Origin of the sequence: Corynebacterium sp. sy039, from assembly GCF_007904105.1 — a bacterium.
Taxonomy (GTDB): domain Bacteria; phylum Actinomycetota; class Actinomycetes; order Mycobacteriales; family Mycobacteriaceae; genus Corynebacterium.
This window is the reverse complement of the sequence record NZ_CP042325.1, coordinates 2,125,381-2,151,071: the sequence shown is the minus strand read 5'-3', so window position 1 is coordinate 2,151,071 and position 25,691 is coordinate 2,125,381. Positions and strand designations below refer to the sequence as shown.

Below are 25,691 nucleotides of genomic sequence, written 5' to 3'. Positions count from 1 at the left end.
ACGAACAGTGATTGAACGAGAAACAATTACCGCAACTGCCCAAGAGTTGCCGAAACCTAATAATATGATTGGTGCTAAAAGGAGGGCATTAAACCCCAACGGTGGGTTGGCGCAGGCACTGTATTGATACTCAATGCTTTAGGCATTCCCTTTTTTCGCATACCTATGATTGCTTCTATAACGTTGTGTAGTTACCACGTATCACAACCATTTATCCCAGCAAGGATTCCTGCACATTAACCAGCTTTGTTTATGGCGTTTTACGTGCTACATCATGCCTGTAATGGTTCGTCGTGTTAGATCATCCATTGGTGGGATATGCTCACTATTCATAGAGCAACGATGAACTGTGTATGTGGATTGGCGTAGAATATCCAGCGTTTCACGTTCTGTGTTGTTGTCGATCCATTCCATCCATGATAGATAGCGGTGTAGGTTCTTGGAGGCGACACTGCTAAAACGCCTCATAAACCGTTTGGTTTTAGAGTGCAGTGCGTTGATTGGCGCAAGTTTGCCGCGGTCATCTTTAGAATGATAAGCCCTGTGGGTAGCACCAAGTTCTTCTAGCGCTGAAACATAGCCTGAACCTTTGTCCGTGATAACAGTGCAACCAGACGTAACAATGTCACCAAGGGCTAGGCGGGCGGTATTTTTAGAAATACTACTGTATCCAGCAATTTGATGGAAAATACTTCCCGTAGATGTCACGCCCATAACCACACAAACCAACAACCTTGACTGACTTTTCCCCTTCCTTAACCCGCCGCGCTTTTTAGCTTTAACACCATCAGGCACAGCTGCCCCCTTATAGTTAATAGGGAAAAACGTTTCATCGATATAAGCTAAGTTTCCCCTGTTCACCGTAACTTTTTTAGCATTTTTCTCAACCAGCTCAAGAACACGGTGCCGCATAAAGAAAGCAGTGGCAACAGCAACCCCGCAGCGTTCGGCACTACGACGAACACTTACACCGTCGATAAAACATTCAGCGAACTTCCTCCATGTCTCTAAAGACAGTTTGGAGGTTTTGAGAACTTTGTTTGTGGAGTGTCCAAAGGTGCGCTGGCACCCTTTACACAAATAGCGTTGCCCGCCCTTTGATGTGCCTTTGCGCACAACGGAATCACACTCGCAGCGTGGACATTGTGACAGAATCTCACCATACTCTGGCTCGTGAAACAACTGCTCCAGCTGTTCAATCAAGTGTTGTCGTTCTTCTGGTGTGACTGTGGAAATTATCTCTTTGACTTGGTTAATGATGTCTGTGGTTGTCATGTCTTAAATTGTAAAAACCTCCCCCGACATGAAGAACGGGGTGTTCGTTGTTATGTTCGATGTCAATTTTGGTAGAACACAGCATATCGGCATTACCCCTGGGGGGGGGGCTTTATTTTTTAGTGCTGCTAAAAGCAGGTTGTCTTAGATAGGAGAAACCCCCAATCTTCATTTTTGTACGAAGATGGGGGTGATAGAAAGTTAGAAATTACTGTGCGGTTGCCGCTGCGAAACGAGCTGCAACATCCTCCCAGTTAAATACATTCCAGACAGCCTTAACATAATCTGCCTTAACATTCTTGTACTGCAGGTAGAAAGCGTGCTCCCACATATCGAGCATAAGAAGTGGAGTGAGATTAACAGAAAGGTTGCCTTGCTGATCAGTCATCTGCTCAATAACGAGGCGGTTAGCAATGCGGTCATAGCCCAATACCGCCCAGCCAGAACCTTGCAAACCTAAAGCAGCAGCGCTGAAGTGATCCTTGAACTGAGCAAAAGAACCAAAATCACGCTCAATAGCTTCAGCGAGTTCACCAGTTGGCTCACCGCCGCCCTGAGGAGAAAGATTCTTCCAGAAAATAGAGTGGTTAGTGTGTCCGCCCAGGTTGAACGCTAAATCTTTAGACAAAGCAGTAACAACGGCAGCGATAGAACCATCTTTACGAGCCTGCTCTAGCTTCTCTAGGGCAGCGTTTGCACCATTAACATAATTCTGGTGGTGCTTGGTGTGGTGCAGCTCCATAATTTCTGCACTGATATGTGGCTCTAGCGCGTCATATGCATAGTCAAGCTGAGGCAATTCATAGGTAGCCATAATGAGGTTTTCCCTTTCCTAAGGTTCATGTATGTTAAGGCTGTGCATGTGTAACTCATGCACAATGATTCCAATGGTAGGGGGGTGCGAAAAAATTGGCAAGGGATATCAAGGGATATGCCGACTAGGTTAGGCAACGATATTAATTCACATTCATGGCAAGGAAATATGTGGAGAGGGTTATATAAGGCGTAGAGTAGCCACATGGGATGGATTTATGGAAAAGCACCAGAATTAGTAAGCGCTGAAGAAGCATTGGCTGGTCGTCGAGAAGCAATTGTGACTGACCCGGCACCCCATGCAGTATTAGGCACACCTATTACCGGGCCGTGGCGTGCAGAGCAGCGACGATTACTCATCGGTATTGGATGCTTTTGGGGCGCGGAAAAAATGCTCTGGGAAATCGAAGGCATAGAAGCCACATCCGTGGGATATGCAGGTGGTATTACCCCTAACCCCACGTATCGGGAAGTCTGTACCGGCAAAACAAACCACGCTGAAGTAGTAGAGGTTGTCTATGATCCAGCGCGTATCAGCTTTGAGGACTTGGTGGTACGCGCCCTTGAAGCTCACGACCCAACCCAGGGGTATCGCCAGGGTAATGACGTGGGTACTCAATATCGTTCAGCTCTGTATACCGACACTGCTGAAGAAGCAGAGCGTGCTCGAGAAATTATCAGTCAGTATGCGCCACAATTGGCTGCGGCTGGTTTTGGCGATATTACGACAGAAGTAGCGGTGCTAGCTGATACCCCGGCAGGCACATATTACCTGGCAGAGGAAGAACATCAGCAATATCTGCACAAAGTGCCTGATGGCTATTGTCCGCATCACTCTACAGGCGTAGCGTGCCGCTTGGCTTAGATGGCATACTCGAAAATAACGAGCATATGCGCGCCAAGCCAGCTGCCCAATAACAGCCATGCAGCGCCTGCAAGAATAAGGCTGCGTCGAGAGGCGTATTTGCCAATGTAAAGCGTGACTGGCAGCAATAAGATAATTGCCGGCAGGAGTAGTCGTGGTCGTGAGTGCATGATGCCATCGGACAGCACGATATTTGCGACGATCCCCGTGCCAAAGATCCATAGCGGCCAGGGGATGCGTCGAAAGCTACTAAAAACAGTGATAATCGCAGCGATAATGCACAAACTGCTCAGTACATATCCGAAGTTTTCTGAGGAACTGAGAGTTTCGCGCAGCCACTTCCAGGTGGCAACTCCAAAATCAAAATGGGAATTCCAGCCTTTGTTCTGAAGTCCGAAATAACCACCAGAGTCACGAGTCTGCGCAGAAGCATAAGCAATAAACACAACCAAGGGGGCAAGCGCTGCGCAGGCACATGCCCATACGCGCCATTGCGTGCGGGCATAGATAAAAATAACCAGTATAAGTGTCAGCCATAGGTCGATGGCGGTGAGTCTAAAGAAACAGGAAACAAAAACCCACAGACAAGCAGAAAACCACTGGCGACGACACATCGCATAGAGTGCCCACATGCTGCATGCCATAAAAGGTGCTTCGGTATAGACCATGGTGAAAGTCAGGGACATAGGTGCTCCCAACACCAAGAGAGCAGCGCTAAGTTGTGCGGCAGAGGAACCACCAAGATGATCAACTAAAAATAGTATGCCGGCGGTAAGGATAATCCCGAATACAGTGGACAGAATAACTCCTGCCGGAATATAGTCGAGCCCGAAGAAGTGCAATAGGCGGATAAGTGCAGGCAGACCTGGAAAGAATGCAAAGCGTGTTTCCTCTATTGATAAACCGTCGCCTCCTGATTGTGGGGGAGTTACATAGCCAAGTTGGGCTAGTGCAACATAATGTTCACCATCCCACATCTTTAATAAATCCTTGAGGGGCGTGGGATCAACATTGCTGCTGCGGGCGTGACCAGTATTCACCCAAGAAAGGACGAGGAGATGAATGAGGGTGCTGAACAGGAATAATCCGGCAGCGCTACACCAATACCTGACAGTTTTATTCATCGCGCGCAGATTATCCAGATAGCTCGGCCATGAGCGTGTGGTATGCGATGTAGCTAAACGCGAAGAAGATGACGGAACTGCGTCTGTGGTGGGCGTATTCGATGTCATAGATGTGTTTTTCATTAAAACAAAGTGCTTTCTCAGCAAATTCTCTCTCGTAAAGTGACCGCACAATATGCGCTCATACAGCGTTTGTAGTCTAATGCCATTGCTTGTGCTTTGCTACTGATATTACGTGTGCATAGAATTATGTGTACTATGTGTCTTATGTATTCCCGCGTGTACTACGGATTACTTCTCCTTAGCTGCCGCGGCGGGTCACAGGTCTAAGATATTTTCACGGCTGGCACCCCGTCGCGGGGTTTTGTGTATGCCGGTCGTGGTTTTCTATAAACTTTTGAGGACTAATCACAATGACCCCTTCTGATTCTTTTATCTCCGCGCCAGCAGATATCACTACTCCAGCCGGAGATCGTGCCCCTGGACAACCTGCATGGAATAAGCAGCGCAATTCTGCTATGCCAGTTAAACGCTATCAAGCCTTTGCTGATGAAGTAGAAGATATTGTATTGCCGGATCGTACCTGGCCAGATAAAAAAATTACTACCGCACCACAGTGGTGTGCAGTAGATTTGCGCGATGGTAATCAGGCATTGATTGACCCAATGAGCCCAGAGCGTAAGCGTCGAATGTTTAATTTGTTGGTCAAAATGGGCTACAAGGAAATTGAAGTTGGGTTTCCTTCGGCTTCTCAAACAGATTTTGATTTTGTTCGTGAGATTATCGAGCAGAATATGATTCCCGATGATGTCACGATTCAGGTTCTAGTGCAGGCTCGTGAGCATTTGATTCGCCGCACCTTTGAGGCGTGCGCAGGTGCCAAGAACGTGATTGTGCATTTCTATAACTCTACGTCGATTTTGCAGCGTCGAGTGGTGTTCCGCAAAGATAAGGACGCTATCAAAAAATTAGCTACCGACGCAGCGGAGTTAATTAAAGAAATCGCCAAGGACTACCCAGAAACCAATTGGCGCTGGGAATACTCGCCAGAATCATACACTGGCACGGAAGTAGCCTATGCCAAAGAAGTATGTGATGCAGTGGTAGAGATCATGGATCCTACTCCAGAAAATCCCATGATTATTAACTTGCCATCCACCGTCGAGATGATCACCCCTAATGTGTACGCCGACTCTATTGAATGGATGCACCGCAATCTTAACCGACGAGACAGTATCATCTTGTCTTTGCACCCACACAATGACCGCGGCACCGGTGTAGCTACTGCAGAGTTGGGTTATCTGGCAGGTGCTGATCGCATTGAGGGTTGTCTTTTCGGTAATGGCGAGCGCACTGGAAATGTGTGTTTGGTGACCTTAGGGCTGAATATGCTCACCCAAGGTGTGGATCCTCAGATTGATTTTTCTGATATCGATCAAATTCGTCGCACGGTGGAATACTGCAACCAGTTGCGGGTGCCAGAGCGTCATCCTTATGGTGGTGATTTGGTATTTACTGCGTTCTCTGGTTCGCATCAAGATGCAGTGAATAAGGGTCTAGACGCAATGGCAACCCGAGTGCGTCCAGGAGCAACGCATACCGATGTGAAGTGGGAAGAATTGCGTGAGGAACAATGGGAGGTGCCTTATCTTCCTATTGATCCTAAAGATGTTGGTCGCAGCTATGAGGCTGTGATTCGCGTGAACTCCCAATCAGGTAAGGGCGGTGTTGCCTACATCATGAAAACTGATCATGGTTTGGCTTTGCCACGTCCAATGCAGATTGAGTTCTCTAGCATTGTGCAGGAAGTGACCGATTCTGAGGGCGGCGAAGTAGATTCCAAGAATATGTGGGATATTTTCAGCCAGGCATATTTGGATCGTACGAGTCCGTTAGAGCAAGTGTCGGTGCAGGTTGAAGCGGCTCGTAATGAAAATGATGAGGCGCATATCAAGGCAGAGCTGATTTATGAAGGCAAAGAGGTTGTTGTTGAGGGTCGGGGCAATGGTCCGGTTGCTGCTTATGCTCATGCGCTTGAATCCTTAGGCATTGCCGTCGATGTGCAGATTTATGAGCAGCACGCTCGTGCAGCAGGTGATGATGCAGAAGCAGCGGCTTATATTTTGGCTGAGGTCAATGGTTCCTTAGCTTGGGGTGTGGGGATTGCTGGTTCTATTACCTATGCGTCGCTTAAGGCGATTACCTCTGCGGTGAATCGTAGCTTGAGCAGCTAGGGTGAGTTTTGTAGCGGGCAGTCTAGAGAGCAGATTAAGGCTCTTGGCTGCCCGCTTGTGTTTTATATGCGCAGGGATTGCTGTCTTAGGGATAACTTTGGGTATCCTGAGGAAGATAAATTAGGTACGATAAAAGTTCAGTAGTACAAGAATGTACAAGAACGAATCGTTGAGAAATCCGAAAGAGGTGTCGCCCGGTGGCACTTGTGGTGCAGAAATATGGAGGTTCTTCGCTAGAGAGCGCGGAACGAATCCGACGAGTGGCGGAACGGATTGTTGCGACCAAAAAGCGTGGGCATGATGTCGTTGTTGTGTGCTCGGCTATGGGAGATACCACCGATGAGCTGCTTGATCTTGCAGCGCAAGTTAATCCGGTGCCGCCAGCTCGTGAGTTAGATATGTTGCTTACCGCAGGCGAGCGCATTTCTAATGCCTTGGTGGCAATGGCAATTGAGTCCTTTGGTGCGCAGGCGCAATCCTTTACGGGTTCGCAGGCGGGGGTGATTACTACAGAACGCCATGGTAATGCGCGTATTGTTGATGTTACTCCAGGTCGTGTGCGCGAAGCTCTCGACGAAGGAAAAATCTGCATTGTTGCTGGTTTTCAGGGGGTTAATCGTGAGTCTAAGGACATCACTACCCTTGGTCGTGGTGGTTCTGATACTACGGCTGTGGCTCTTGCTGCTGCCTTAAAAGCGGATGTGTGTGAAATTTACTCGGATGTTGATGGTGTTTATACTGCTGATCCGCGTATTGTTCCTAAGGCGCGTAAGTTAGAGCAGCTTTCTTTTGAGGAGATGCTTGAGCTTGCGGCTGTGGGCTCAAAAATTCTTGTGTTGCGTAGCGTGGAGTATGCCCGTGCTTTTGGGGTGCCGTTGCGTGTTCGTTCGTCGTATAGCAATGATCCCGGTACGTTGGTGACCGGTTCAATGGAGGATATTCCTGTGGAAGAAGCAGTATTAACTGGTGTGGCAACTGATAAGTCTGAGGCAAAAATTACGGTGTTGGGTATTCCAGACTCGCCCGGTGCTGCTGCGACGGTATTCCGTGCTCTTGCTGATGCCGAGATTAACATTGATATGGTGTTGCAGAATATCTCCTCGTTGGAAGATAACCGCACAGATATTACGTTCACATGTCCGCGTGCCGACGGTCCGCGCGCTATGGAGTTGCTGACCCCATTAAAAGAAAAAGGTGATTGGCAAAATATCCTTTACGACGATCAAATCGGCAAGGTTTCTTTGGTGGGTGCTGGTATGAAATCGCACCCAGGTGTGACTGCAGTGTTCTGTGAGGCATTGCGCGATAAAGGTATCAACATTGAGTTGATTTCTACTTCTGAGATTCGCATTTCGGTGTTGATTCGAGAGTCTGAATTAGATGAAGCAGCACGAGCTATCCATGATGCTTTTGAGTTGGGCGGCGAGGTAGAAGCTACTGTTTATGCTGGTACCGGTCGCTAGATTCCTATAGAGGCATTCCCATAGAGATACAAGTAGAGATACGAGAAAACTGCTAGAGCCAGAAAGAAGTTTTATACATGGTTACCATTGCAATCGTTGGTGCGACGGGGCAAGTTGGACGAGTAATGCGCGACATACTAGAGGAGCGTGCTTTTCCATGTGAGGCTATTCGTTTTTTTGCCTCTGCGCGTTCTGCTGGTACAACTTTGAGTTTCCGTGGTGAGGACATCGAAGTTGAAGATGTGGCAATTCAAGATGAGCACTCATTGGCTGGTATTGATATTGCATTATTTTCTGCTGGTGGTGCTACGTCTCAGCGCTATGCACCACTTTTTGCTGCGGCAGGCGCAACTGTGGTGGATAATTCCTCTGCATGGCGCAAAGATGAGCAGGTGCCGCTGATTGTTTCCGAGGTGAACCCAGCAGATAAGGATCATTTGCCTAAGGGAATCATCGCTAACCCTAATTGCACCACTATGGCATTGATGCCTGTGGCAAAGGCATTGCATGATGTGGCTGGGTTACGCACTCTTCATGTTGCTTCTTATCAGGCGGTATCTGGTTCTGGGATTGCTGGTGTTGAGACATTGCTCAAGCAGACTGCTCAGATTGGTGATCGTGCTGCTGAGTTGGTGCGTGACGGTAGTGTGTTAGAGCCGGAGGATCTTGGTCCTTATGTGGCACCTATTGCTTTTAATGCGTTGCCTTTTGCGGGGAATCTCGTCGATGATGGTTCTTTAGAGACTGATGAGGAACAAAAACTTCGCAATGAGTCTCGTAAGATTTTGGGTCTGCCAGATCTTAGTGTTGCTGGTACGTGTGTACGTGTTCCAGTGTTTACTGGGCATACGATGGTAGTTCATGCTCAATTTGAGCGTGCGATTACCCCAGAGCAAGCCCGTGAGGTTCTCGCGCAAGCGCCAGGAGTGTTGGTTGTCGATGTGCCTACGCCTCTGGCTGCTGCTGGCCGTGATGAGTCTTTGGTGGGGCGTATTCGCCAAGATCAAACTGTGGCAGATAACCGTGGTTTAGTTTTTGTGGTTTCGGGTGATAATCTGCGCAAAGGCGCGGCATTGAATACCATCCAGATTGCCGAGCTATTAGTGCAGGGCTAATCGCATTAGGAGAGTTTACGTTCTTGGGTGTGGTTCGGGTGCGCAGCAGCAATGATGTCTGCGCGTGCCCGTGCTACTCGAGATCGAATCGTGCCAATGCGAACATTGGCTATTTTTGCTGCTTCTTCGTAGGAGTAGCCCAGTATTTGCGTCAAAATAAGTGCTTCACGACGCTCCGGGGGAAGGTCGTCGATAAGTAGGTGAATATCTACCCATTCTGACCATGTGGCTTCGCTTATTGCGCTAACGTGTTCTACTTGGGCACTAGCTTTTTTGGGGCGCGCCATGTCGTGGCGGATATTGTCGAGCCATGCGCGTCGTGCTACGGCGAGGAGCCAGGTGCGGGCAGAGGAGCGTGCGGCAAAGCGTGGCAGTGACTTAATAACTCTCAGATATGTTTCTTGGGTGAGGTCGTCGGCACTGTCGACGCCGCCGAGGTGGGCGAGTAACCGCCATACGTCGGATTGTGTTTCTTTGATAAAAGTGTTGAGTGCTTGGCGATCGCCTTTGCCTGCTGCAAGGGCTAGTTCGGTGACATAATTATCATGTGCTGTGCGGTGATCGCCGTCGGTCATGGTTAGTGATTTTAGCAGGTATGGTGGGGCGGATTGTCATCCGCTTGCTTTCTGCTTGTTATCCGCGAGGAATATCGAGGGATATATAAGCCAACCCTAATGATTTCTTATCGCTTGCTAGGTTTTTCTTTTTAATCTACGCTGGAGTGAGTAGGTAACAACTATCAATCAACACTCACCTATAAGTGTCATGGAATAATCAGTGAAGGAGCTGTAGGCACAATGTCAGCTGTCGATCCAATTCTGAGCAACGGGGAGATACCAGCCACATCTTCTCATACCACACGCCATAATGGTGCTCCAGTAGCCAGTGAAAATATCTCTATCACCCAAGGCGCTCAAGGAGCTAATGTGCTCAATGACATTCACCTCATTGAAAAATTAGCGCATTTCAATCGCGAACGTGTCCCAGAGCGCAATCCACACGCAAAAGGCCACGGCGCCTTTGGCGAACTACACATCACCGAGGATGTTTCGCGCTATACCAAAGCACAGTTATTCCAAAAAGGCGTGGTCACGCCTATGGCAGTACGCTTTTCTACCGTCGCTGGTGAACAAGGCTCCCCAGATACCTGGCGTGATGTGCACGGTTTTGCCTTAAGATTTTGGACCAAAGAAGGCAACTATGACATCGTTGGCAATAACACCCCAACTTTTTTCTTGCGCGATGGCATAAAGTTCCCAGATTTTATCCACTCCCAAAAACGCATGGGTGCAAACGGATTGCGCAATGCTGATATGCAATGGGACTTCTGGACCCGAACACCAGAATCAGCACACCAAGTTACCTATCTTATGGGGGACCGGGGAACACCAAAAACCTCGCGCCACCAGGATGGATTTGGCTCGCACACCTTCCAGTGGATCAATGCACAAGGAACACCGGTATGGGTGAAATATCACTTTAAGACTCGCCAGGGCTGGGACTGCTTCACCGATGAACAAGCTCAAGAAATGGCAGGTAAGAATGCCGATCATCATCGTGAAGATCTCTACAATGCCATCGAAAGAGGCGATTACCCCATCTGGGATGTCAAAGTGCAAATAATGCCTTTCGAGGAGGCAAAGACTTACAAGTACAATCCTTTTGACCTCACAAAAACTTGGTCACAGCAGGATTATCCGCTTATCGACGTCGGGTATTTCATTCTCAATCGCAACCCACATAATTTCTTTGCACAGATTGAGCAACTAGCTCTTGATCCATCCAATCTTGTTCCTGGTATTGGACTATCACCAGATAGAATGTTGCAAGCTCGTGTGTTCGCCTATGCCGATGCTCAGCGGTATCGCATTGGGGCAAATTATCGCCAACTTCCGATCAATAAGCCAATAAACACCGTCAATACTTATTCCCATGAAGGCGCTATGGCTTATGAGTTCAACCCGGCCGATGCGCCAGTGTATAGCCCTAATCGCTTTGATAAAGGTGCTGGTTATCTCGATGATGGTGCAACATCTTCCTCAGGTGTGGGATATGGTCAGGCGCATGACCTCTACATTAATCCTGACCCGCACGGTACCGATCTGGTGCGTGAGGCATATGTTAAGCATGAAGCCGATGATGATTTCATTCAGGCGGGAATTCTTTACCGTGAGGTCATGGATGAGGGCGAGAAAGAACGCCTAGCGCATAATATCGCTGGGGCGATGGTTGGTGTTTCTGAGCAGGTAGAACAGCGGGTGTACCAGTATTGGGATAACGTCGATAAGCAATTAGGGCAACGCGTTCGAGAGGTATTTGCGACCAAGAAGTAATACTATCGACGGTATGCACATTATTGCTCATCGTGGTTTTAGTGGCCGATACCCAGAAATGAGTCCGCTTGCCTACGAAAAGGCACTAGAATTGCCGATCGCGGGTGTGGAATGTGATATTCGGCTCAGCCGTGATGGGCATATTGTCTGTGTGCATGATAGGGATTTGCTGCGCTTATCGGGGCGGCGGACTGTCATTTCGAGTGCCACACTGCAGGAGATTAAAGATACGCATCCTGGTGTCCTTACCCTCGATGAGCTCATCGAAATGGTGTTTTCTTATCCTGGAAAACACCTGTATATTGAGCCTAAACATCCCACGCGGGCTGGTCGTCTAGTAGAGCACCAGCTCGCGAGTTGTTTGCGCCATCACAAACTATTAACGGATGAGCGCATTCATGTTATCTCCTTTTCGCACAGTATGGTTCGTCGCATGGCAGCATTGGCGCCACAGATAGAAACTTTTTATTTGCGCAGGCATTGGGAGCATAATCTCAATCCCACAGATATATTCTTTTCTCGTCCGCATGGTGCAGGGATGAGTATTGCGCGGGCAAAACTCAGCCCAGAGCTTATCGGGGCAAAAGCAAAGCCAACCTACATTTATACTGTCAATGATCCTCAAGATATGCGCTATTGTCGTGATCGGGGAGTCAAAGTTATGGCTACAGATTTTCCAGATATTGCTCTCGACGTGCTGGGCTAATGCTTACATAATGCCAGCGAGCAGGTACATTGGTAGGCATGGCTAAAAAGAAAAAGAAAGAGCAACTGCCTGAAGGCATGAGTCGCAGGCAAGCGAAGTTGGCAGCTCGAGCAGCGCAGCGTGCTGCATTAGAGCGGGATCATCGCCCTTATGCTTCCTTCCCATTTGAGACAGAATTGGTGGCAATGCAGGAGTTTGTGCCTGCGGCACTGGCCAAAGTGCAGGTCAAAGGGGTCGAGCGTGAGGTATATCTCTGTACGGTACTTCCTGGTGGTAGTGCTGCTTTGGTTCGTGATGAGCAGGTAGGGGGTGCTGCGTTTGTGGCGTTACAAACCCAAAAGCACTCGCATAATCCTAATCGTGATTTAGCTTTTGCTTTGGACTGGGTGCGTACTGCTCAACCAGCTCAAACTCTTGAAGTGGGTATTGCCGATGGTACTCAGCCAGATATTGCAGAACTGTTGGTAGCTGAGCAGGAGTTTAAGGTTGAGGTCAAAGATGATTTTAATTGGTGGATTCCTGAGGGCTCTCAGCTGCAACCTGAGTATGCGCAGGCAATCCAGGCTGCCAATGATTCTATTTTGCCTTCTCGCAAAGTTGAGGCTGAAGTACCAGGCTCGGTGTGGTGGATTAACCCAGGCGATAAGGCGCATATTCGTTGGGTGCGCAATGAAGATGAGGATACGCTTTTGCGAGCTTTGGCGCGTATTGCTGCTCGTGGTGAGTTGAAATTGGGTGCAGAGACAAAGTTTGCTGGTGTGTTCCGAGTTAATGGTTTGGCGGTGCCAGTGTGGGATCTTGATCCACAGCGTGAGCCTTCGGATTATCGTGCTGATGTGGAAGCGCTCAATGAGAAAATTATTGCTGAGATAGATAATGATGCGCAGTTGAGTGCTGATGAGCGTCGTCAGCTGGAAAATATCAAATCGCGTCAGGTAACAATCCGCTAAGTGTATGCTTGTCGACGCTATGCCAGGGTTTTCCCTGGCATTTTTTGTTATGAGGGCAGTGGTAGGGGTAGAAAATGGCTATATTAAATCTATAACCCTATAGTTAATGGGTAGTTGAGTGATAGTCATCACGAAGGGAGCTGTTCATGTCGGAGATAATCGCTAAGGTCAATGAGATTGTCTGGTCGCCAGCATTAGTATTTCTATGCTTGGGTGCTGGTATCTTCTTCACCTTATCCACAAAGTTTCTGCAAATTCGTTGCATACCCGATATGCTCAAGCAATTAGTCAATGGCGAAAAATCAGAAAGCGGTATTTCCTCTTTCCAATCACTGATGATCTCTCTCGCTGGGCGCGTTGGCGTTGGTAATATCGGCGGAGTTGCCACTGCAATTGCCTTCGGTGGGCCAGGTGCTGTGTTTTGGATGTGGACAGTTGCATTATTGGGATCTGCAACGTCTTTCATGGAGTGCTGCCTAGCGCAGATCTATAAGGAAAAAGATCCGGATACTGGTGAGTATCGTGGTGGTCCAGCGTATTTCATTGAAAAAGCATATCGACATACCTCCGCAGCACCGTTTATGTTGTTTTACGCTATCCTTTTTGCTATTGCCATGATTGTCTCTACCAGCTATTTCTTACCTGGTGTTCAGGCTAATGGGCTTGCTACTGCAGTGCAGAATGCCTGGAATGTGGATGTGAAAATTACCGCTGTGTTCATTGCCCTTGTGGTAGCGATCATTATTATCGGCGGTGTTAAGCGTATTGCGAACTTTGCCTCTCTTGTCGTGCCGTTTATGGCAGTGGTGTATATTATCATTGCTCTTGTTGTGCTGTGTGTGAACTTCAATGAGATTCCGCACGTATTCAGCCTTATTTTTAAGTCGGCATTTAATGCTGAAGCTACTTTCTCTGGAATGTTAGGCGTTGCGATTATGTGGGGTGTCAAGCGCGGCATTTACTCCAATGAAGCAGGTCAGGGTACTGGTCCACAGGCGGCCGCAGTGGCTGAGGTATCGCATCCAGCGAAACAGGGATTCGTGCAAGCCTTTGCGGTGTACGTCGATACGCTCTTTGTGTGTTCTGCGACAGCATTCATCATCATTTCCACTGATATGTATAAGGTGTTCCGCGGTGAGAGTGAAGATGGTGCAGTAATATACCCTGGTAGTGTGCCAGCAGGGGTGGATGTTGGACCAGGTTTTGTGCAATCGGGCTTGGATTCCTTTGCCCCAGGTATTGGACCTAGTTTCGTGGCACTAGCTATTGTGTTCTTTGCCTTTACGACGATTCTCGCCTACTACTACATGGCGGAAGTTAATTTCGCTTATCTCAATAGGTGGGTGAAGAATCCGCAGGTGCGTCGTGGGTTGATTTGGGCACTGCGTATCGTGGTGATTATCTCTGTATTTGTCGGTGCAACCAGCAGCGCAGGTGATGCCTGGGCGCTAGGTGATATCGGTATGGGATCGACTGCATGGCTCAATATCGTTGCGGTGCTGTTCTTACAAGTGCCAGCGCATAAGGCGCTCAAAGATTACTTGGCGCAAAAGAAAGCTGGGCAAGATCCTGACTTCGATCCTGAGGCATTGGGCATTAAAAATGCTGATTTCTGGGTAGAACGCAAGAAAGAACACGCCAGCGCATAGCATACAGCGCATACCTGCGTGCATACCAAGCAAGGCTCAGGCGAAATGCCTCGCCTTGCTATTTTTTAGGATCAGGCTCTGTTGCCTGGGTGAGCGTATGCGCATAGTCGCCAAGCAAGGAATGTAATGCCTGCTCAGAAGGGGTGTGTTTCTTATTGGTGAGGTAGAAAAACGCGCCAAGTAGCGCCCATGCCCCAAGAATGAGATATTCCGCTGGAAATACTAAAGACAACCCAGAACCTGGGACAAGAGCGAGTGCGATGACCAAAACAGCACCTACCGCTCCGCATAGTGGCAATACCAAGGACCACCGTGATTCTGGCGCTAAGTGTGGATATATGCTGCGCAAGCGAATATGCGCACCGACGACGATAACCCATACCAAGCCCAGGTAAATGCCACCAGTATCCAAAAACCATACCACTGCTGCTTTGCCGAGCCATCCGAGGGCAATGGTGATGAACATAACGAAGAGCAGGGCGTTCTTTGGGGTGTTATGGCGGTGATCGAGACGAGCTAGTGCAGCAGGTAATAGCTCTACGCGTGCCATAGCAACGACGATCCTACTGGTTGCCATATAGAGTCCAAGGAATGAGGTAAGCAAGCCTAGCAGGGCAATGAGATACGCACCCCAGGACAACCATTTATGACCGGCGGTGGCAAATGCAGTGATTGTTCCCTGCTCCATAGTGGCGACTTCTTCCCAGGGCAGGATAAAAGCTGAGGCGAGTAATACTAAACAATAAAAACTACCGGCTAAGAGTACGGTAATAACCACGAGACGCCCGATTGTTTTGGGGCTGAGTTTTGCTTCCTCAGCTAAGGTGGCAACTAGCCCAAAACCAGCCATGTAGGTCATCCCTGGAACCACAAAACGCAAGGTATGTGTGAGTGGGTTATCGTCGGGGTGAAAAGCCGGCAGGAAATTATCGACAGTGCCTTGAGAAAAACCGACAAAGGCGAGACAGAGCCCAATGAAAATGAGAATGGCGAAGAATACGGTTTGTACCTTTGCCCCAATGCTCACGCGGAACACATTAAAACAGAAGAATAACAGGGTGATACCCAAGCCACAGAGTAGCACCGGAGCGGTGACTTGCTGACCAGCAATGGAATAGAGCGGGAGACTATCCATGAATGGAAAGACACGACCAAGCAAAATGCCAAAAGCAGTGAAATAAAAAGCAAGAGAAGAAATATACGCGCCGATGAGCAACCAACCAACGAGGAACCCAACTCCTCTGCCAAGAACAGTGTAGCCAAAAACAACTTCACCACCTGCGCGTGGAAAAAGGGTGGTGAGTTTGGCGTAGGAAAGGGCGACACAGGCTGCTAATAAAGTGCCAAGGGCAAGTCCGAAAATCATGCCGCCGGCACCATAGGTATCAAAGAATGTGCCGTTGGTGTAAATCCAGCTAGAGCCAATGACTCCAGAAACACCCAGCGCAATGAGGGAAAATAGACCGAGGGAACGATGTAATTGGGTGTTTGCCATGATGATTCCTTGCCTTTCGCTATTGTGCGCCCAGGGGCGCAGTCAGTGTGGTCAGTGGCGTGTGCTAGGTATGCTGCTAGGTATGTTATTGCCGTAGTGAATCAAAAAGTTCCTGCGATTGCTGTTCGTCCCACAACAGCACATTGCCTGATTCAGTATCGGCAAAACCAGAGTAAGGAATAGTGACTGTGCGCATACCGCCACGAATTGCTAAGCCAACTTTGAGCAAATCCCAAATATGATCATCATGATCGACAGTAAAAGAACCAGCAACATTATTGGCGGTGCCAAATACCCGCAATGGATTAAGCGCTGTAGCAGGGGAAGTGAGCTTTTTGACCAGTGCCGCAAAAAATTCGCGTTGGCGCGCCACGCGGTCAATATCACCTAATGCAGTAGCGCGGGTACGCACATAACCCAAGGCAGTAGGCCCATCTGCTTGCTGGCATACTGCATCAAGGGTGATTCCGGCTAGGGGATCGTCGATAGGCTCATTGGGGCAGATTTCTATCCCGCCGAGTGCGTCGACCACACTAGCTAACCCACCCATGCCGATTTCTGCATAGTGATCAATGCGCAATCCGGTAGTTTGCTCCACAGTCTGAATAAGCAGGGGTGCGCCGCCATAAGTAAAGGCAGCGTTGATTTTATCCTCGCCATAGCCAGGAATGGGAACATAAGAATCGCGTGGAATGGACATCAACGTAGGCTCAGCATTATCAGGTATATGCAGCACCATGATGGTATCGGTACGCACTGAGCCAATATCGCCGCCGGTGCCAAGACGCGCGGCTTCTTCTTCGCTCAGACCAGTACGTGAATCTGAGCCCACAAGCAGCCAATTGGTGCCGGCAGTATCAGCAATATGTTCTGCCGGCTGCGCCTCAATGCGGTTGAGTTTGGTATCAAACCATATGATACTTGCCGCGCTAAGCACTAGCCCAATAATGAGTAACCACAAAACAGCAGTCAGACAGCCACGTGCTCGGCGTCGTACTCGAGGAGCTTTGCGACGCCCACCTGGTGCGTGACCAAGCTGAGATTGCTGCAACGCTTGGGCTTGTTGCACCTGAGGTGAGGGAATATATTGCTGTGGTCTTTGCTGATTCTGCGGCGGTGACTGGGGGTGCTGCCCCTGCGCTTGCCAGGAAGATTGCTGCGGATGTGCGAAGTCTTCTACCCGAGTCGGTTCCGGCTGCGACACAGGTGACACAGGTGCAGCCGTAGGATTACCTGTGTTGTTTGCTGCCGGACGACGGCGCACTGGTCTGCCAAAACGATCACGCACGGGATTACCTTGTGCGTCGAGTAGATACTCATCATGAGAAGACATGACAAAATTCTACAGAAATACCTACCCAGGGGAAACATTTAACTTGGGCAGCTCGCACTAGATAAAGCTCAAAAATTGCGCCAAGAAGGCATATCCAACAAAGGCAGTGGCGTCGATAAGAAAATGAGCAATGATGAGAGGCGTGATCTTTTTGGTTTTGTAGAAGAAGATACCAAAAATTATTCCCATGATGATATTGCCGCCACCAGCAGAAAAACCCTGATAAAGATGATAACTGCCGCGTAAGAGAGCGCAGATGGCAACGATGGCAATGGGAGTGAGGTGAAGTTGGCTCAATCTGGTGCTCAGCCACAGCACCACCACGATTTCTTCAGCAAAGGCATTGGCGAAAGACCACAGCAATAAAATGAGCACGCTCATTATGCTGTGTGCAGCTAGCATTTGGCTGGGGATAACTTGTTTTGTTAAGTCATGATCGAGGGCAAAAAGGTATAGACCAAGCCCAGGAATACCAATAAGTGCAGCTAGGGCAGCACCATAACCTATATTCTTCAGCCCAGAGCGAAAGCGCTGTGCCGTTGTGGTACGTGGGCGCGCAGCTTGTGGTGGATGCTGTGGTCGGTGCTGTGGTGGGTAATGAATGCGGAGTAGAAAAAGCGCGAGCAACCCCCAGCCGATTAGGGATGCGGCACTGCATAGTTGTAATGCGAGATCAAGCCAAGGCAGGGTTGATTGCGCACCATTGAGAGTCGTGCTCTGTTGGGACAGTGGGGTAGGGTCGAGAGCTGCGTCGATAAGTTTTAATGCAGAGCGTAGCCCTGACATACCGAAAGTAATGGTGAGCAGGAGGACTATTTCCCACAGCAGGGCACGTTTTTTAGTGCACACAATTGACCTCCTGGTGTGGGGCGGCAGCAGCATCAAGGGCATAGGCAGCAGCAAAAATATCAGCAGTGGAGCCATGTATCGCGCCAAGATGAATACCGACAGGTGGGCGACCAGAAAGAGGCACAGGCATACTCAACGCAGCACCACCAGACATATTGAACATTGTTGCCCACGGAGTCCACTGCGTTTGAGCATAAAAATCATCCGGCGGAGCTTGAGCAGCGAAAAATCCCACAGGAGGCGGATCAAAAGCCAAGGTAGGAGTGAGGAGAAGATCACAGTCCCATGCCGTGCGCAGCAAAGAATCAACAGAAAGGAAAATCTGGCGCGCCTGAGCAGCGCGTTGCTCGGATAAACTCTGACCGCGCTCACGTAACCACGACACCAAAGGCGAAGCCTCGCCACGGATAGTCGCACAGCGCAGGGATAATACATCGTGAAAAGCCTGAAAAGGCTGATCGCCATAAGGACGAGCGACAGGATAAACCTCATGCCCCGCCTGACCCAAAATCCGTGCTGTGTAATCGAGCGCAATGAGCATATCCTCGCTCACCTCCACCTCGGCATGAACCGGGGTACTCAGCACACCAATGCGCAGCGGACGGTGTACCTGCGCCTTGCCAGCGACCTGCGCATTGTCAGCGCAAACTTTTGCTCTAGCCCCAGTACCAACCCCGGTCTTAGCAGCGGGCACCTGAGGATAAAGCCAAGCACAATCATGCACACTACGGCACACAAAACCCTGGACAACCGGATTAGCGCCTGCCGTATCATGAGCTGGCTTAAACCCCACAATGCCACAAGCCGCAGCAGGAACCCGAATAGAACCACCCCCATCAGAAGCATGAGCAGCACGCACCAAACCTCGTGCTACCATCGCGGCACCACCACCGGTCGAGCCACCAGGAGTCGCACCAGGATAGAGCGGATTCTCCGGAGCAGGCAGCCCCACAGGTTCGGTATAGGCACATAACCCTAATTCAGGAGTCAGAGTTTTCCCCGGCACCAGCGCGCCCTGCTGAAGATACTTGTCAATGAACTCATCAGTTTTATCTGCCCAGCGAGTGCGCTGCACACTGCCAAAAGACGTAGGTAGTCCAGCAACATCAGAAAGATCCTTAGCTGGAATTAACCAACCAGCCAACCGACCCACACGCAATGGCGAGCGATAAGAATCATCGTGGCGCTCACGCCAATGCTGATGCTCGATATATTCATGAGCATAGTCGGGAGCAAAAAAGCTATAGCCATGTTCTTGGGGCATGAGCTTATCGACGTCCTTGCGGTGGGCGTCGACAAGCTCATGAAGATCCTGAAAAGAAGGCATGGGGATAGCGTACGCGAATGATTTGAGTTTATGCTGGAACATATGAGTGTCATTGTTGCTTATCTTGGTCCACAAGGAACTTTTACAGAAGAAGCATTGTGGGCGCTGGCAGACAAAGGACAATTTGGTGCACACAAACAAGACATTGAGCTATTGGCCTGCACCAGTCCGCGCGAGGCAATCGACGCAATCCACGCAGGGCACGCGCATTTTGCCTGCGTTGCGATTGAAAACTCAGTAGATGGGGCAGTGACTCCCACATTTGATGCACTCGCTAGCGCCAACACACACCACAGTGGTGTGCAAATCTATGCAGAACTTGATCTTCCCATTGCCTTTAGCGCAATGAAACGTCAGGAAATAGTGGCAGACAAACCAACAGTAGCAACACACCCAGTGGCATATCAGCAGGTCAAGGGGTGGCTGGCGGATAATATAGGTGAGCATGAATTCCTCGCAGCATCATCTAATGCCGCTGCAGCCCATATGGTTGCTCGTGGACAAGCCGATATTGCCATTGCACCGCGTCGAGCAGCTGAAATCTGTGGCCTGAGCATCATTGCGGAGGAGGTTGCAGATGTTCCGGGGGCAAGAACACGATTTGTAGTAGTGGGACTACCTGGTCCAGTACCACAACCTACTGGAATAGATCGCACGGCAGTAATCTTCACAGTGCGTAATGAACCTGGTTCTTTGGTGCGGCTTCTCACCGAGTTTTCCCTGCGTGGAGTGGATCTAACCCGTATTGAGTCACGACCAACCACCCAAAAACTAGGAATGTACCGATTCCAGGTAGATATTGCCGGACACATCGACGACTTATCCGTAGCCGAAGCACTGCGCGCAGTGTACGTCCACTGTGATTCCATCCATTTTCTCGGCTCCTGGCCAGCAGATACCCCAGATGCTGAGAAGAAAAATGCACAAGATAATAAACTCTTAGCTAGTGCTCAGCAATGGGTACGCGATGCGCGCGCGGGACGACGTACACCCATGGTGGATTAACCCTGACAGACACAAGAGGAATGATATGGGCAGAGTAATTCTTATTCGACACGGACGCACCTTTTCTAACGCACAGCATATCCTCGACACCCGCCCACCGGGTGCAGAACTGACCGAAATAGGAAAAACCCAAGCAGACGACGCTGGTCTACAACTAGCACAGCTCAGCGATAACCTTGGTGGTATTTTCTGCTCAGTGGCAATCCGTGCCCAGCAGACCGCACTGCGTATTCGCACAGCGTATGCCCAGGCTCGGGCGATTGAGACAGAGAGTATTCCCCTCGAAGTTATGCCTGGTTTGCATGAGATTTTCGTCGGAGATTATGAAGGCAGAAATGATCAGGACGCGCATATGGCGTATGGGAATACTGCTCGGCAATGGATGTCCGGGGTGAATCAGGTACGACTTCCTGGTGGCGAGAGTGCACAAGACCTCGTAGAGCGCTATCAGCCCATCATGGAAATGGCAGCAGAACGCACAGGCGATTATGTACTGGTAGTTCACGGTGGTGCCATGCGCATTGCTGGGTTATACGCCAGCGACATCGACCCACACCATGCTCAGAAAACATATATGTCGAACTGTGGTTTTATTGTGCTCGAACCCAGCGGCGAATTTGGAAAATGGCACTGCTCCCACTGGGTAACACCACTTCATAGTGCTTAAGCAACCTAAGCTGCTTATTGTCTGAGGGTTTTATTCCGCCGGTTCTTCTGCTACAGCTGGTTCCGCAGCTTCTGGTGGGTGAACTGATGCCGCTGCCTCCGGATTTACCACAGGTGCACGTTCTGGGCGCGGTGCAGGTGGCTGCCCATTGATTAGCAAGTCATGCTTGGCGCTGCCGGTCAAAGTGCCAAAAGTAGCCTCTGGGTTAGCAAATACCAAGGCACAATTGGCACTATGTGAGCCACCAGTCCAGGAATTTTCATTGATAGCCGTCCAGAAGGGCTGCAAGGTGGAGTAATAGAGTGGATCGTCGCCACCGAGATAGTCAATAGCTGCCTGGGTGCATATATCGCGCAGGTGGCTATCTTGATCTTCAATGCTTGGCACGCCTTCAGGGAAAATCGTTTTCAGATCGACGATCTGGGTGATCTCGAGCTGATGATCCTGGGCGCAATCAACAACGCGAGTGGATTGGGCTGGGGTAATTGCTACACATTGCTCAGGAGCGTACACCCGAGATTGGTCTTGGGTTGCGGCGTTACCGGTGGTCAAAATTACCTTGCCGTTTTCGTCGGTAGCTTGGACACCACATAACAAGGTGCGGTCGCCGTTTTCCCATGCTGCTGCCGGTGGCAAAATTGAGGCAACAGAGTATTTTCCGGCTTGATCGAAGGTACCGCCAAGATAAGCCAGCGTGGGTGCTAAACACAGTTCTTCACGCAATTGTGCTTGGCGAGTAATATCTGGCAGTGGCGCATTATCGCCGAACTCAGAGGTTGGGTAAGTAGAGAGATCTTCGCGGGAAGACACCTCAAAGCGGTGTTCATTGTCGCAGCTTGTTTGCTCAAAATCACTCACCGGTGTGCTGCCGGGATTGCTGTTACCAGCATTGTTTGTTTTGGTGCTCTCGGAATCATTCCAGGTAAGGCAGGCGCCAGCATTAGCGGTAGTAAAAGAACTATGTGCGCTGTCATCACCATCTTTTTCATTATTGGTTGCAGTGGCACCAAGAGTGGTATCTGGAGTCTCACTATTTTTATGCCGCAGGACTGTGAGAAAATACCCGGTGAAAAGGGTGGCAATGATAAGTATCACAATGACACCAATGGTGATAAGACGTTTTTTTTGCTGAGAACTGACCATAATGCTCACAATCATGCCACTTAAAAAGTTTTCGCGCTAGAAAATGCTAGAATATGGCGCGTGATTGATCTCAAGTTCCTCCGCGAAAATCCTGATATTGTCCGCCAGTCCCAGCTCACCCGTGGGGAAGATCCTGCCCTCGTGGATCAGCTCATTGCTGCCGACGAGCTGCGTCGTCAAGCAATCCAAACTGCCGACGAGTTGCGAGCTGAACAAAAAGCCTTTGGTAAGAAAATCGGACAGGCTGATCCTGCTGAGCGTCCAGCCTTGCTACAAGGTTCTAATGAACTAAAAGCAAAGGTAAAACAGGCAGAAGAAGATCAAAAGCACGCTGAAGAAACAGTGAGTGCATTGCAAATGCGCCTGGGGAATATCGTCGAAGGCGCACCAGCTGGTGGCGAAGACGACTATGTCGTGTTGGAACACGTCGGCCAGCAACCCACATTTGATTTTGAGGTAAAAGATCACCTTGACCTGGGTGAATCTTTGGGGCTTATCGACGTCAAGCGCGGTACAAAAGTAGGCGGTGCCAGATTCTATTACCTCACTGGTGATGGCGCTTTCCTCCAGCTGGGAATGTTGATGCTCGCTGCACAAAAAGCACGTGCTGCTGGGTTTGAGCTGATGATTCCACCAGTTCTTGTTCGCCCTGAGGTGATGCAAGGCACTGGTTTCTTGGGGGCGCACGCAGATGAGATTTATTATCTTGAGCGCGATGAATTGTATTTGGTGGGTACCTCAGAGGTGGCTCTTGCCGGCTATCATCAGGATGAGATCATTGACCTCTCTCAGGGGCCGAAGAAATATGCTGGTTGGTCATCTTGTTTCCGTCGTGAAGCTGGTTCCTATGGCAAAGATACTCGTGGTATTTTGCGCGTGCATCAATTCGATAAACTAGAGATGTTTGTGTATTGCAAGCCCGAGGAAGCACAAGCCCAGCACCAGGCGTTATTGGATATGGAAAAAGAAATGCTGGCAGCAGTGGGGGTTCCTTATCGCGTCATTGATGTTGCAGGTGGCGATTTAGGTTCCTCGGCGGCTCGTAAGTTCGACACAGAGGCGTGGGTTCCTTCTCAAGGCACTTATCGAGAGCTTACTTCTACCTCTAATTGCACCACATTCCAGGCGCGTCGTTTACAAACCAGATACCGTGATGAAAACGGAAAGACCCAGGTTGCTGCCACACTTAATGGCACACTTGCGACGACTCGCTGGTTGGTTGCCATTTTGGAGAATAATCAACAAGCAGACGGTAGCGTCGTCGTGCCTGAGGCGTTGCGACCTTTTGTTGGCAAAGAGGTTATTGAACCTGTGCGCAGCGCGAAATAATATCTAGCACAAGGCGCAAGGAATTCCATAAGCAGCTCACTACAGGGTGGTGAGCTGTTTATTTATGTACTTAAAAGGGGGTGGGGAAGGGGACGAACAAAGACGGCAGGATATTTTCTTGCCATACTTATTAAGTAGACATTAAATATATGTACCTGACCTGTACCCTTGCCGACTCGGAGCTTGATGATTATGCGTGAGAGCAAAACAATATATCGCGGTATTACTGAGATAATTCGTGGTATTACTAAACTGCAAGACATCAAGTTGCATCTTATTGGTGAGCAGCATATTCCTGAGTCCGGCGGTGCAGTCCTTGCCATTAACCACACTGGCTATTTAGATTTTATCTTCGGTGGCTTTTTGCCCCGAACCAAAGGGCGCGTGGTGCATTATCTCACTAAAGCGTCCATTTTTCAGAAACCGATTATTGGCTCACTCATGCAGATCATGGGGCATATTCCCGTTGATCGCATTGATGGGTCATCTTCCTTTGATAAAGCAGTTGCCAAAGCAAAAGCAGGCGATTTAGTTGGCATTTTCCCAGAGGGAACGATCTCGCGTAGTTTTGAGATTCGGTCATTGCGCACCGGTGCAGTCAGAATTGCCCACGAGGCAGGGGTGCCTGTTATTGTCCAAATCATTTTTGGTTCGCAGCGGATATGGACAAAAGGGCATAAGCGTAATATGGGTCGTTCGCATATCCCAATCATGGTGAAAGCCTGCCCACCTTTTTATCCAACTGGCGACGTCGAGGCAGATAATGCACAACTGCACCAGATCATGAGTGATGCGTTAGCTGAAGTATGGCAGCAGTACCAAGAGGAATGTGGTGATTTCCCTGCTGGGGCATATTGGGTTCCTGCTCGTTTAGGCGGAGGCGCGCCCAGTCTGGAAGAAATGGAGCAAAGAGATCAAGCTGTTGAAGAAGAACGCCATCGTGTTCGTCGGTTGAGCGAAGACTTAACGCGCCTGCGCAGCAAGGTTGAGGAAGCAACGCGAGCGATTTTTGCTGAGACAGCAGAGCAGAAGTCGAGACTAGCTGCAAGTAGTCAAATGACCTGGCTCAAAGAGAACTTGGATGCGGTGTTGAGTGAAACCTCGCGAGGTTTGCATGAAGGCAAGGGGCGAGTTACTGCCAGCGTACAGCAGTTGCGGGCGGAAATTGCGAGTATGTATGCCTCTTTAGCACATACCAGTAGAGAAATTTATGAGGGGTCAGCGCTTGAAGAAGCCTTGGTTAATGTGGGGGCATATTCGCGGCTTATCGTGTCTTCTTTGCCACACCGGGTAAAAACGGAGTTTTCTGCTCTTCCTTCGGCACTTATTTGCGACGTAGAGCATACTCTTTGTCCTACTGGGGAGCCAGTGCCACAACGTACCGTTGCGGCACTAACCGATATTGCCGAGCGGGGCACCACGCTCATTTTCACGAGTGAACAAGCGCCTCGGGAAGATGTGCGTACGCTGTTCCCACAGAGTTGGTATATTGCACACAATGGTGCCTTGATTACTCATGCTGATAATACTGATAATGCTGAGGTCATTGGTATTTCTGCCGCGCATATTGAGCAAGTGACTGCGCTATTAGAAGAAAATAAATTACTGGTTTCCTGGTCTGGCGTCGATGGCATGATCCTCAGTGGCAAGGTTGAGCTTGACCCAGTACAACACAAAGATATTGTGACCAAGCTCGCGGAAATGCTGTGCGTTACCCCCTATGCAAAAGGCGTAATTGTGGGTGCGCAGGGCGTCGATAAGGCGAGTGCCTTATCGCAAGTTATGACTATGGCTGCGCGTCAGAAACAGCCATGTGTTGCAGAGGATGCAGTGCTTTTTGCTGGTACGCAGAGTGATCTGGTGCTCATGTCACAGGTCGGAACGTGTGTTGCGCTCTATGGCAGCGCCCCAAGCGTGGTGCAGCGCGCGTCATCTTTGACGAGTGCGCGTGATGACGAAGGCGTTGCCAATATCGTGGAGTTAATTCTGAAGAATAACCAGGATACTGCTTAAAAA

At 49.6% G+C, this 25,691-nt stretch carries 21 protein-coding genes; 12 read left to right on the top strand and 9 right to left on the bottom strand.

Annotated elements, in window-relative coordinates:
- Window positions 1–267: 267 nt before the first annotated feature.
- Window positions 268–1,275, bottom strand: coding sequence for an IS1595 family transposase (locus tag FQV43_RS09685; RefSeq protein WP_146339836.1), 1,008 nt, complete (start codon window positions 1,273–1,275; stop codon window positions 268–270).
- A 208-nt stretch (window positions 1,276–1,483) separates the two neighbouring features.
- Complete coding sequence (locus tag FQV43_RS09680) at window positions 1,484–2,089, bottom strand: superoxide dismutase (protein ID WP_146340237.1); 606 nt, start codon at window positions 2,087–2,089, stop codon at window positions 1,484–1,486.
- A gap of 204 nt (window positions 2,090–2,293) precedes the next feature.
- On the opposite strand from FQV43_RS09680, the gene msrA reads away from it, so the two are divergent.
- Entirely contained in the window at window positions 2,294–2,953 is a 660-nt protein-coding gene (gene msrA, locus FQV43_RS09675) for a peptide-methionine (S)-S-oxide reductase MsrA (protein WP_144275026.1), read from the top strand.
- Here msrA and FQV43_RS09670 read toward each other — a convergent pair.
- Window positions 2,950–4,185, bottom strand: coding sequence for a glycosyltransferase family 39 protein (locus FQV43_RS09670; RefSeq protein ID WP_146340235.1), 1,236 nt, complete (start codon window positions 4,183–4,185; stop codon window positions 2,950–2,952). The genes msrA and FQV43_RS09670 overlap by 4 nt on opposite strands.
- A gap of 305 nt (window positions 4,186–4,490) precedes the next feature.
- Here FQV43_RS09670 and leuA point away from each other — a divergent pair, with 305 nt between their 5' ends.
- The 3 genes from leuA to FQV43_RS09655 all read left to right on the top strand — a co-directional run bounded on the left by leuA (window position 4,491) and on the right by FQV43_RS09655 (window position 8,889).
- Complete coding sequence (gene leuA, locus FQV43_RS09665) at window positions 4,491–6,311, top strand: 2-isopropylmalate synthase (protein ID WP_144275030.1); 1,821 nt, start codon at window positions 4,491–4,493, stop codon at window positions 6,309–6,311.
- Between the two features lie 197 nt (window positions 6,312–6,508).
- Window positions 6,509–7,774: an aspartate kinase gene (locus FQV43_RS09660; RefSeq protein WP_144275032.1), complete on the top strand. Its 1,266-nt coding sequence runs from the start codon at window positions 6,509–6,511 to the stop codon at window positions 7,772–7,774.
- Window positions 7,775–7,851: 77 nt separating this feature from the next.
- Entirely contained in the window at window positions 7,852–8,889 is a 1,038-nt protein-coding gene (locus FQV43_RS09655; protein ID WP_146340233.1) for an aspartate-semialdehyde dehydrogenase, read from the top strand.
- Window positions 8,890–8,894: 5 nt separating this feature from the next.
- Here the strand turns inward: FQV43_RS09655 and FQV43_RS09650 are convergent, their stop codons facing one another.
- Window positions 8,895–9,464 carry an RNA polymerase sigma factor gene (locus FQV43_RS09650; protein ID WP_144275036.1) on the bottom strand — a complete coding sequence of 190 codons (570 nt, stop codon included), beginning with the start codon at window positions 9,462–9,464 and terminating at the stop codon, window positions 8,895–8,897.
- Window positions 9,465–9,686: 222 nt separating this feature from the next.
- On the opposite strand from FQV43_RS09650, the gene FQV43_RS09645 reads away from it, so the two are divergent.
- From FQV43_RS09645 to FQV43_RS09630, 4 genes are all read left to right on the top strand, one after another.
- Complete coding sequence (locus tag FQV43_RS09645; protein ID WP_146340231.1) at window positions 9,687–11,222, top strand: catalase; 1,536 nt, start codon at window positions 9,687–9,689, stop codon at window positions 11,220–11,222.
- A 13-nt stretch (window positions 11,223–11,235) separates the two neighbouring features.
- The gene (locus FQV43_RS09640) at window positions 11,236–11,928 is read left to right on the top strand and encodes a glycerophosphodiester phosphodiesterase family protein (RefSeq protein WP_146340229.1); all 693 of its coding nucleotides are present in this window, start codon (window positions 11,236–11,238) and stop codon (window positions 11,926–11,928) included.
- A 38-nt stretch (window positions 11,929–11,966) separates the two neighbouring features.
- Window positions 11,967–12,878, top strand: coding sequence for a DUF5926 family protein (locus tag FQV43_RS09635; protein ID WP_144275041.1), 912 nt, complete (start codon window positions 11,967–11,969; stop codon window positions 12,876–12,878).
- 146 nt (window positions 12,879–13,024) lie between these two features.
- Window positions 13,025–14,527 carry a sodium:alanine symporter family protein gene (locus FQV43_RS09630; protein WP_144275043.1) on the top strand — a complete coding sequence of 501 codons (1,503 nt, stop codon included), beginning with the start codon at window positions 13,025–13,027 and terminating at the stop codon, window positions 14,525–14,527.
- A 58-nt stretch (window positions 14,528–14,585) separates the two neighbouring features.
- Here the strand turns inward: FQV43_RS09630 and FQV43_RS09625 are convergent, their stop codons facing one another.
- From FQV43_RS09625 to FQV43_RS09610, 4 genes are all read right to left on the bottom strand, one after another.
- Window positions 14,586–16,022 carry an APC family permease gene (locus tag FQV43_RS09625; protein WP_210415244.1) on the bottom strand — a complete coding sequence of 479 codons (1,437 nt, stop codon included), beginning with the start codon at window positions 16,020–16,022 and terminating at the stop codon, window positions 14,586–14,588.
- A gap of 85 nt (window positions 16,023–16,107) precedes the next feature.
- Window positions 16,108–17,355 (bottom strand): LCP family protein, encoded by a 1,248-nt coding sequence (locus FQV43_RS09620; protein WP_144275047.1) that lies wholly within the window; start codon window positions 17,353–17,355, stop codon window positions 16,108–16,110.
- Window positions 17,356–17,412: 57 nt separating this feature from the next.
- Window positions 17,413–18,141: a CPBP family intramembrane glutamic endopeptidase gene (locus FQV43_RS09615; protein WP_246847015.1), complete on the bottom strand. Its 729-nt coding sequence runs from the start codon at window positions 18,139–18,141 to the stop codon at window positions 17,413–17,415.
- A gap of 52 nt (window positions 18,142–18,193) precedes the next feature.
- Complete coding sequence (locus FQV43_RS09610; RefSeq protein ID WP_146340227.1) at window positions 18,194–19,531, bottom strand: amidase; 1,338 nt, start codon at window positions 19,529–19,531, stop codon at window positions 18,194–18,196.
- A 42-nt stretch (window positions 19,532–19,573) separates the two neighbouring features.
- Between FQV43_RS09610 and pheA the strand changes: the two genes are divergently transcribed.
- Complete coding sequence (pheA, locus tag FQV43_RS09605) at window positions 19,574–20,536, top strand: prephenate dehydratase (RefSeq protein WP_146340225.1); 963 nt, start codon at window positions 19,574–19,576, stop codon at window positions 20,534–20,536.
- Window positions 20,537–20,561: 25 nt separating this feature from the next.
- Window positions 20,562–21,203: a histidine phosphatase family protein gene (locus tag FQV43_RS09600; RefSeq protein WP_168195091.1), complete on the top strand. Its 642-nt coding sequence runs from the start codon at window positions 20,562–20,564 to the stop codon at window positions 21,201–21,203.
- A 30-nt stretch (window positions 21,204–21,233) separates the two neighbouring features.
- On the opposite strand, the gene FQV43_RS09595 is transcribed toward FQV43_RS09600, so the two are convergent.
- On the bottom strand, window positions 21,234–22,361 hold the full coding sequence (locus tag FQV43_RS09595; RefSeq protein ID WP_246846923.1) for a septum formation family protein: 1,128 nt from the start codon (window positions 22,359–22,361) through the stop codon (window positions 21,234–21,236).
- A 45-nt stretch (window positions 22,362–22,406) separates the two neighbouring features.
- Here FQV43_RS09595 and serS point away from each other — a divergent pair, with 45 nt between their 5' ends.
- Both serS and FQV43_RS09585 read left to right on the top strand, forming a co-directional pair.
- A complete protein-coding gene (serS, locus tag FQV43_RS09590) occupies window positions 22,407–23,675 on the top strand; it encodes a serine--tRNA ligase (RefSeq protein ID WP_144275055.1) in 1,269 nt (422 codons plus the stop codon).
- Window positions 23,676–23,867: 192 nt separating this feature from the next.
- Window positions 23,868–25,688: a 1-acyl-sn-glycerol-3-phosphate acyltransferase gene (locus FQV43_RS09585; RefSeq protein ID WP_168195090.1), complete on the top strand. Its 1,821-nt coding sequence runs from the start codon at window positions 23,868–23,870 to the stop codon at window positions 25,686–25,688.
- Window positions 25,689–25,691 lie beyond the last annotated feature (3 nt).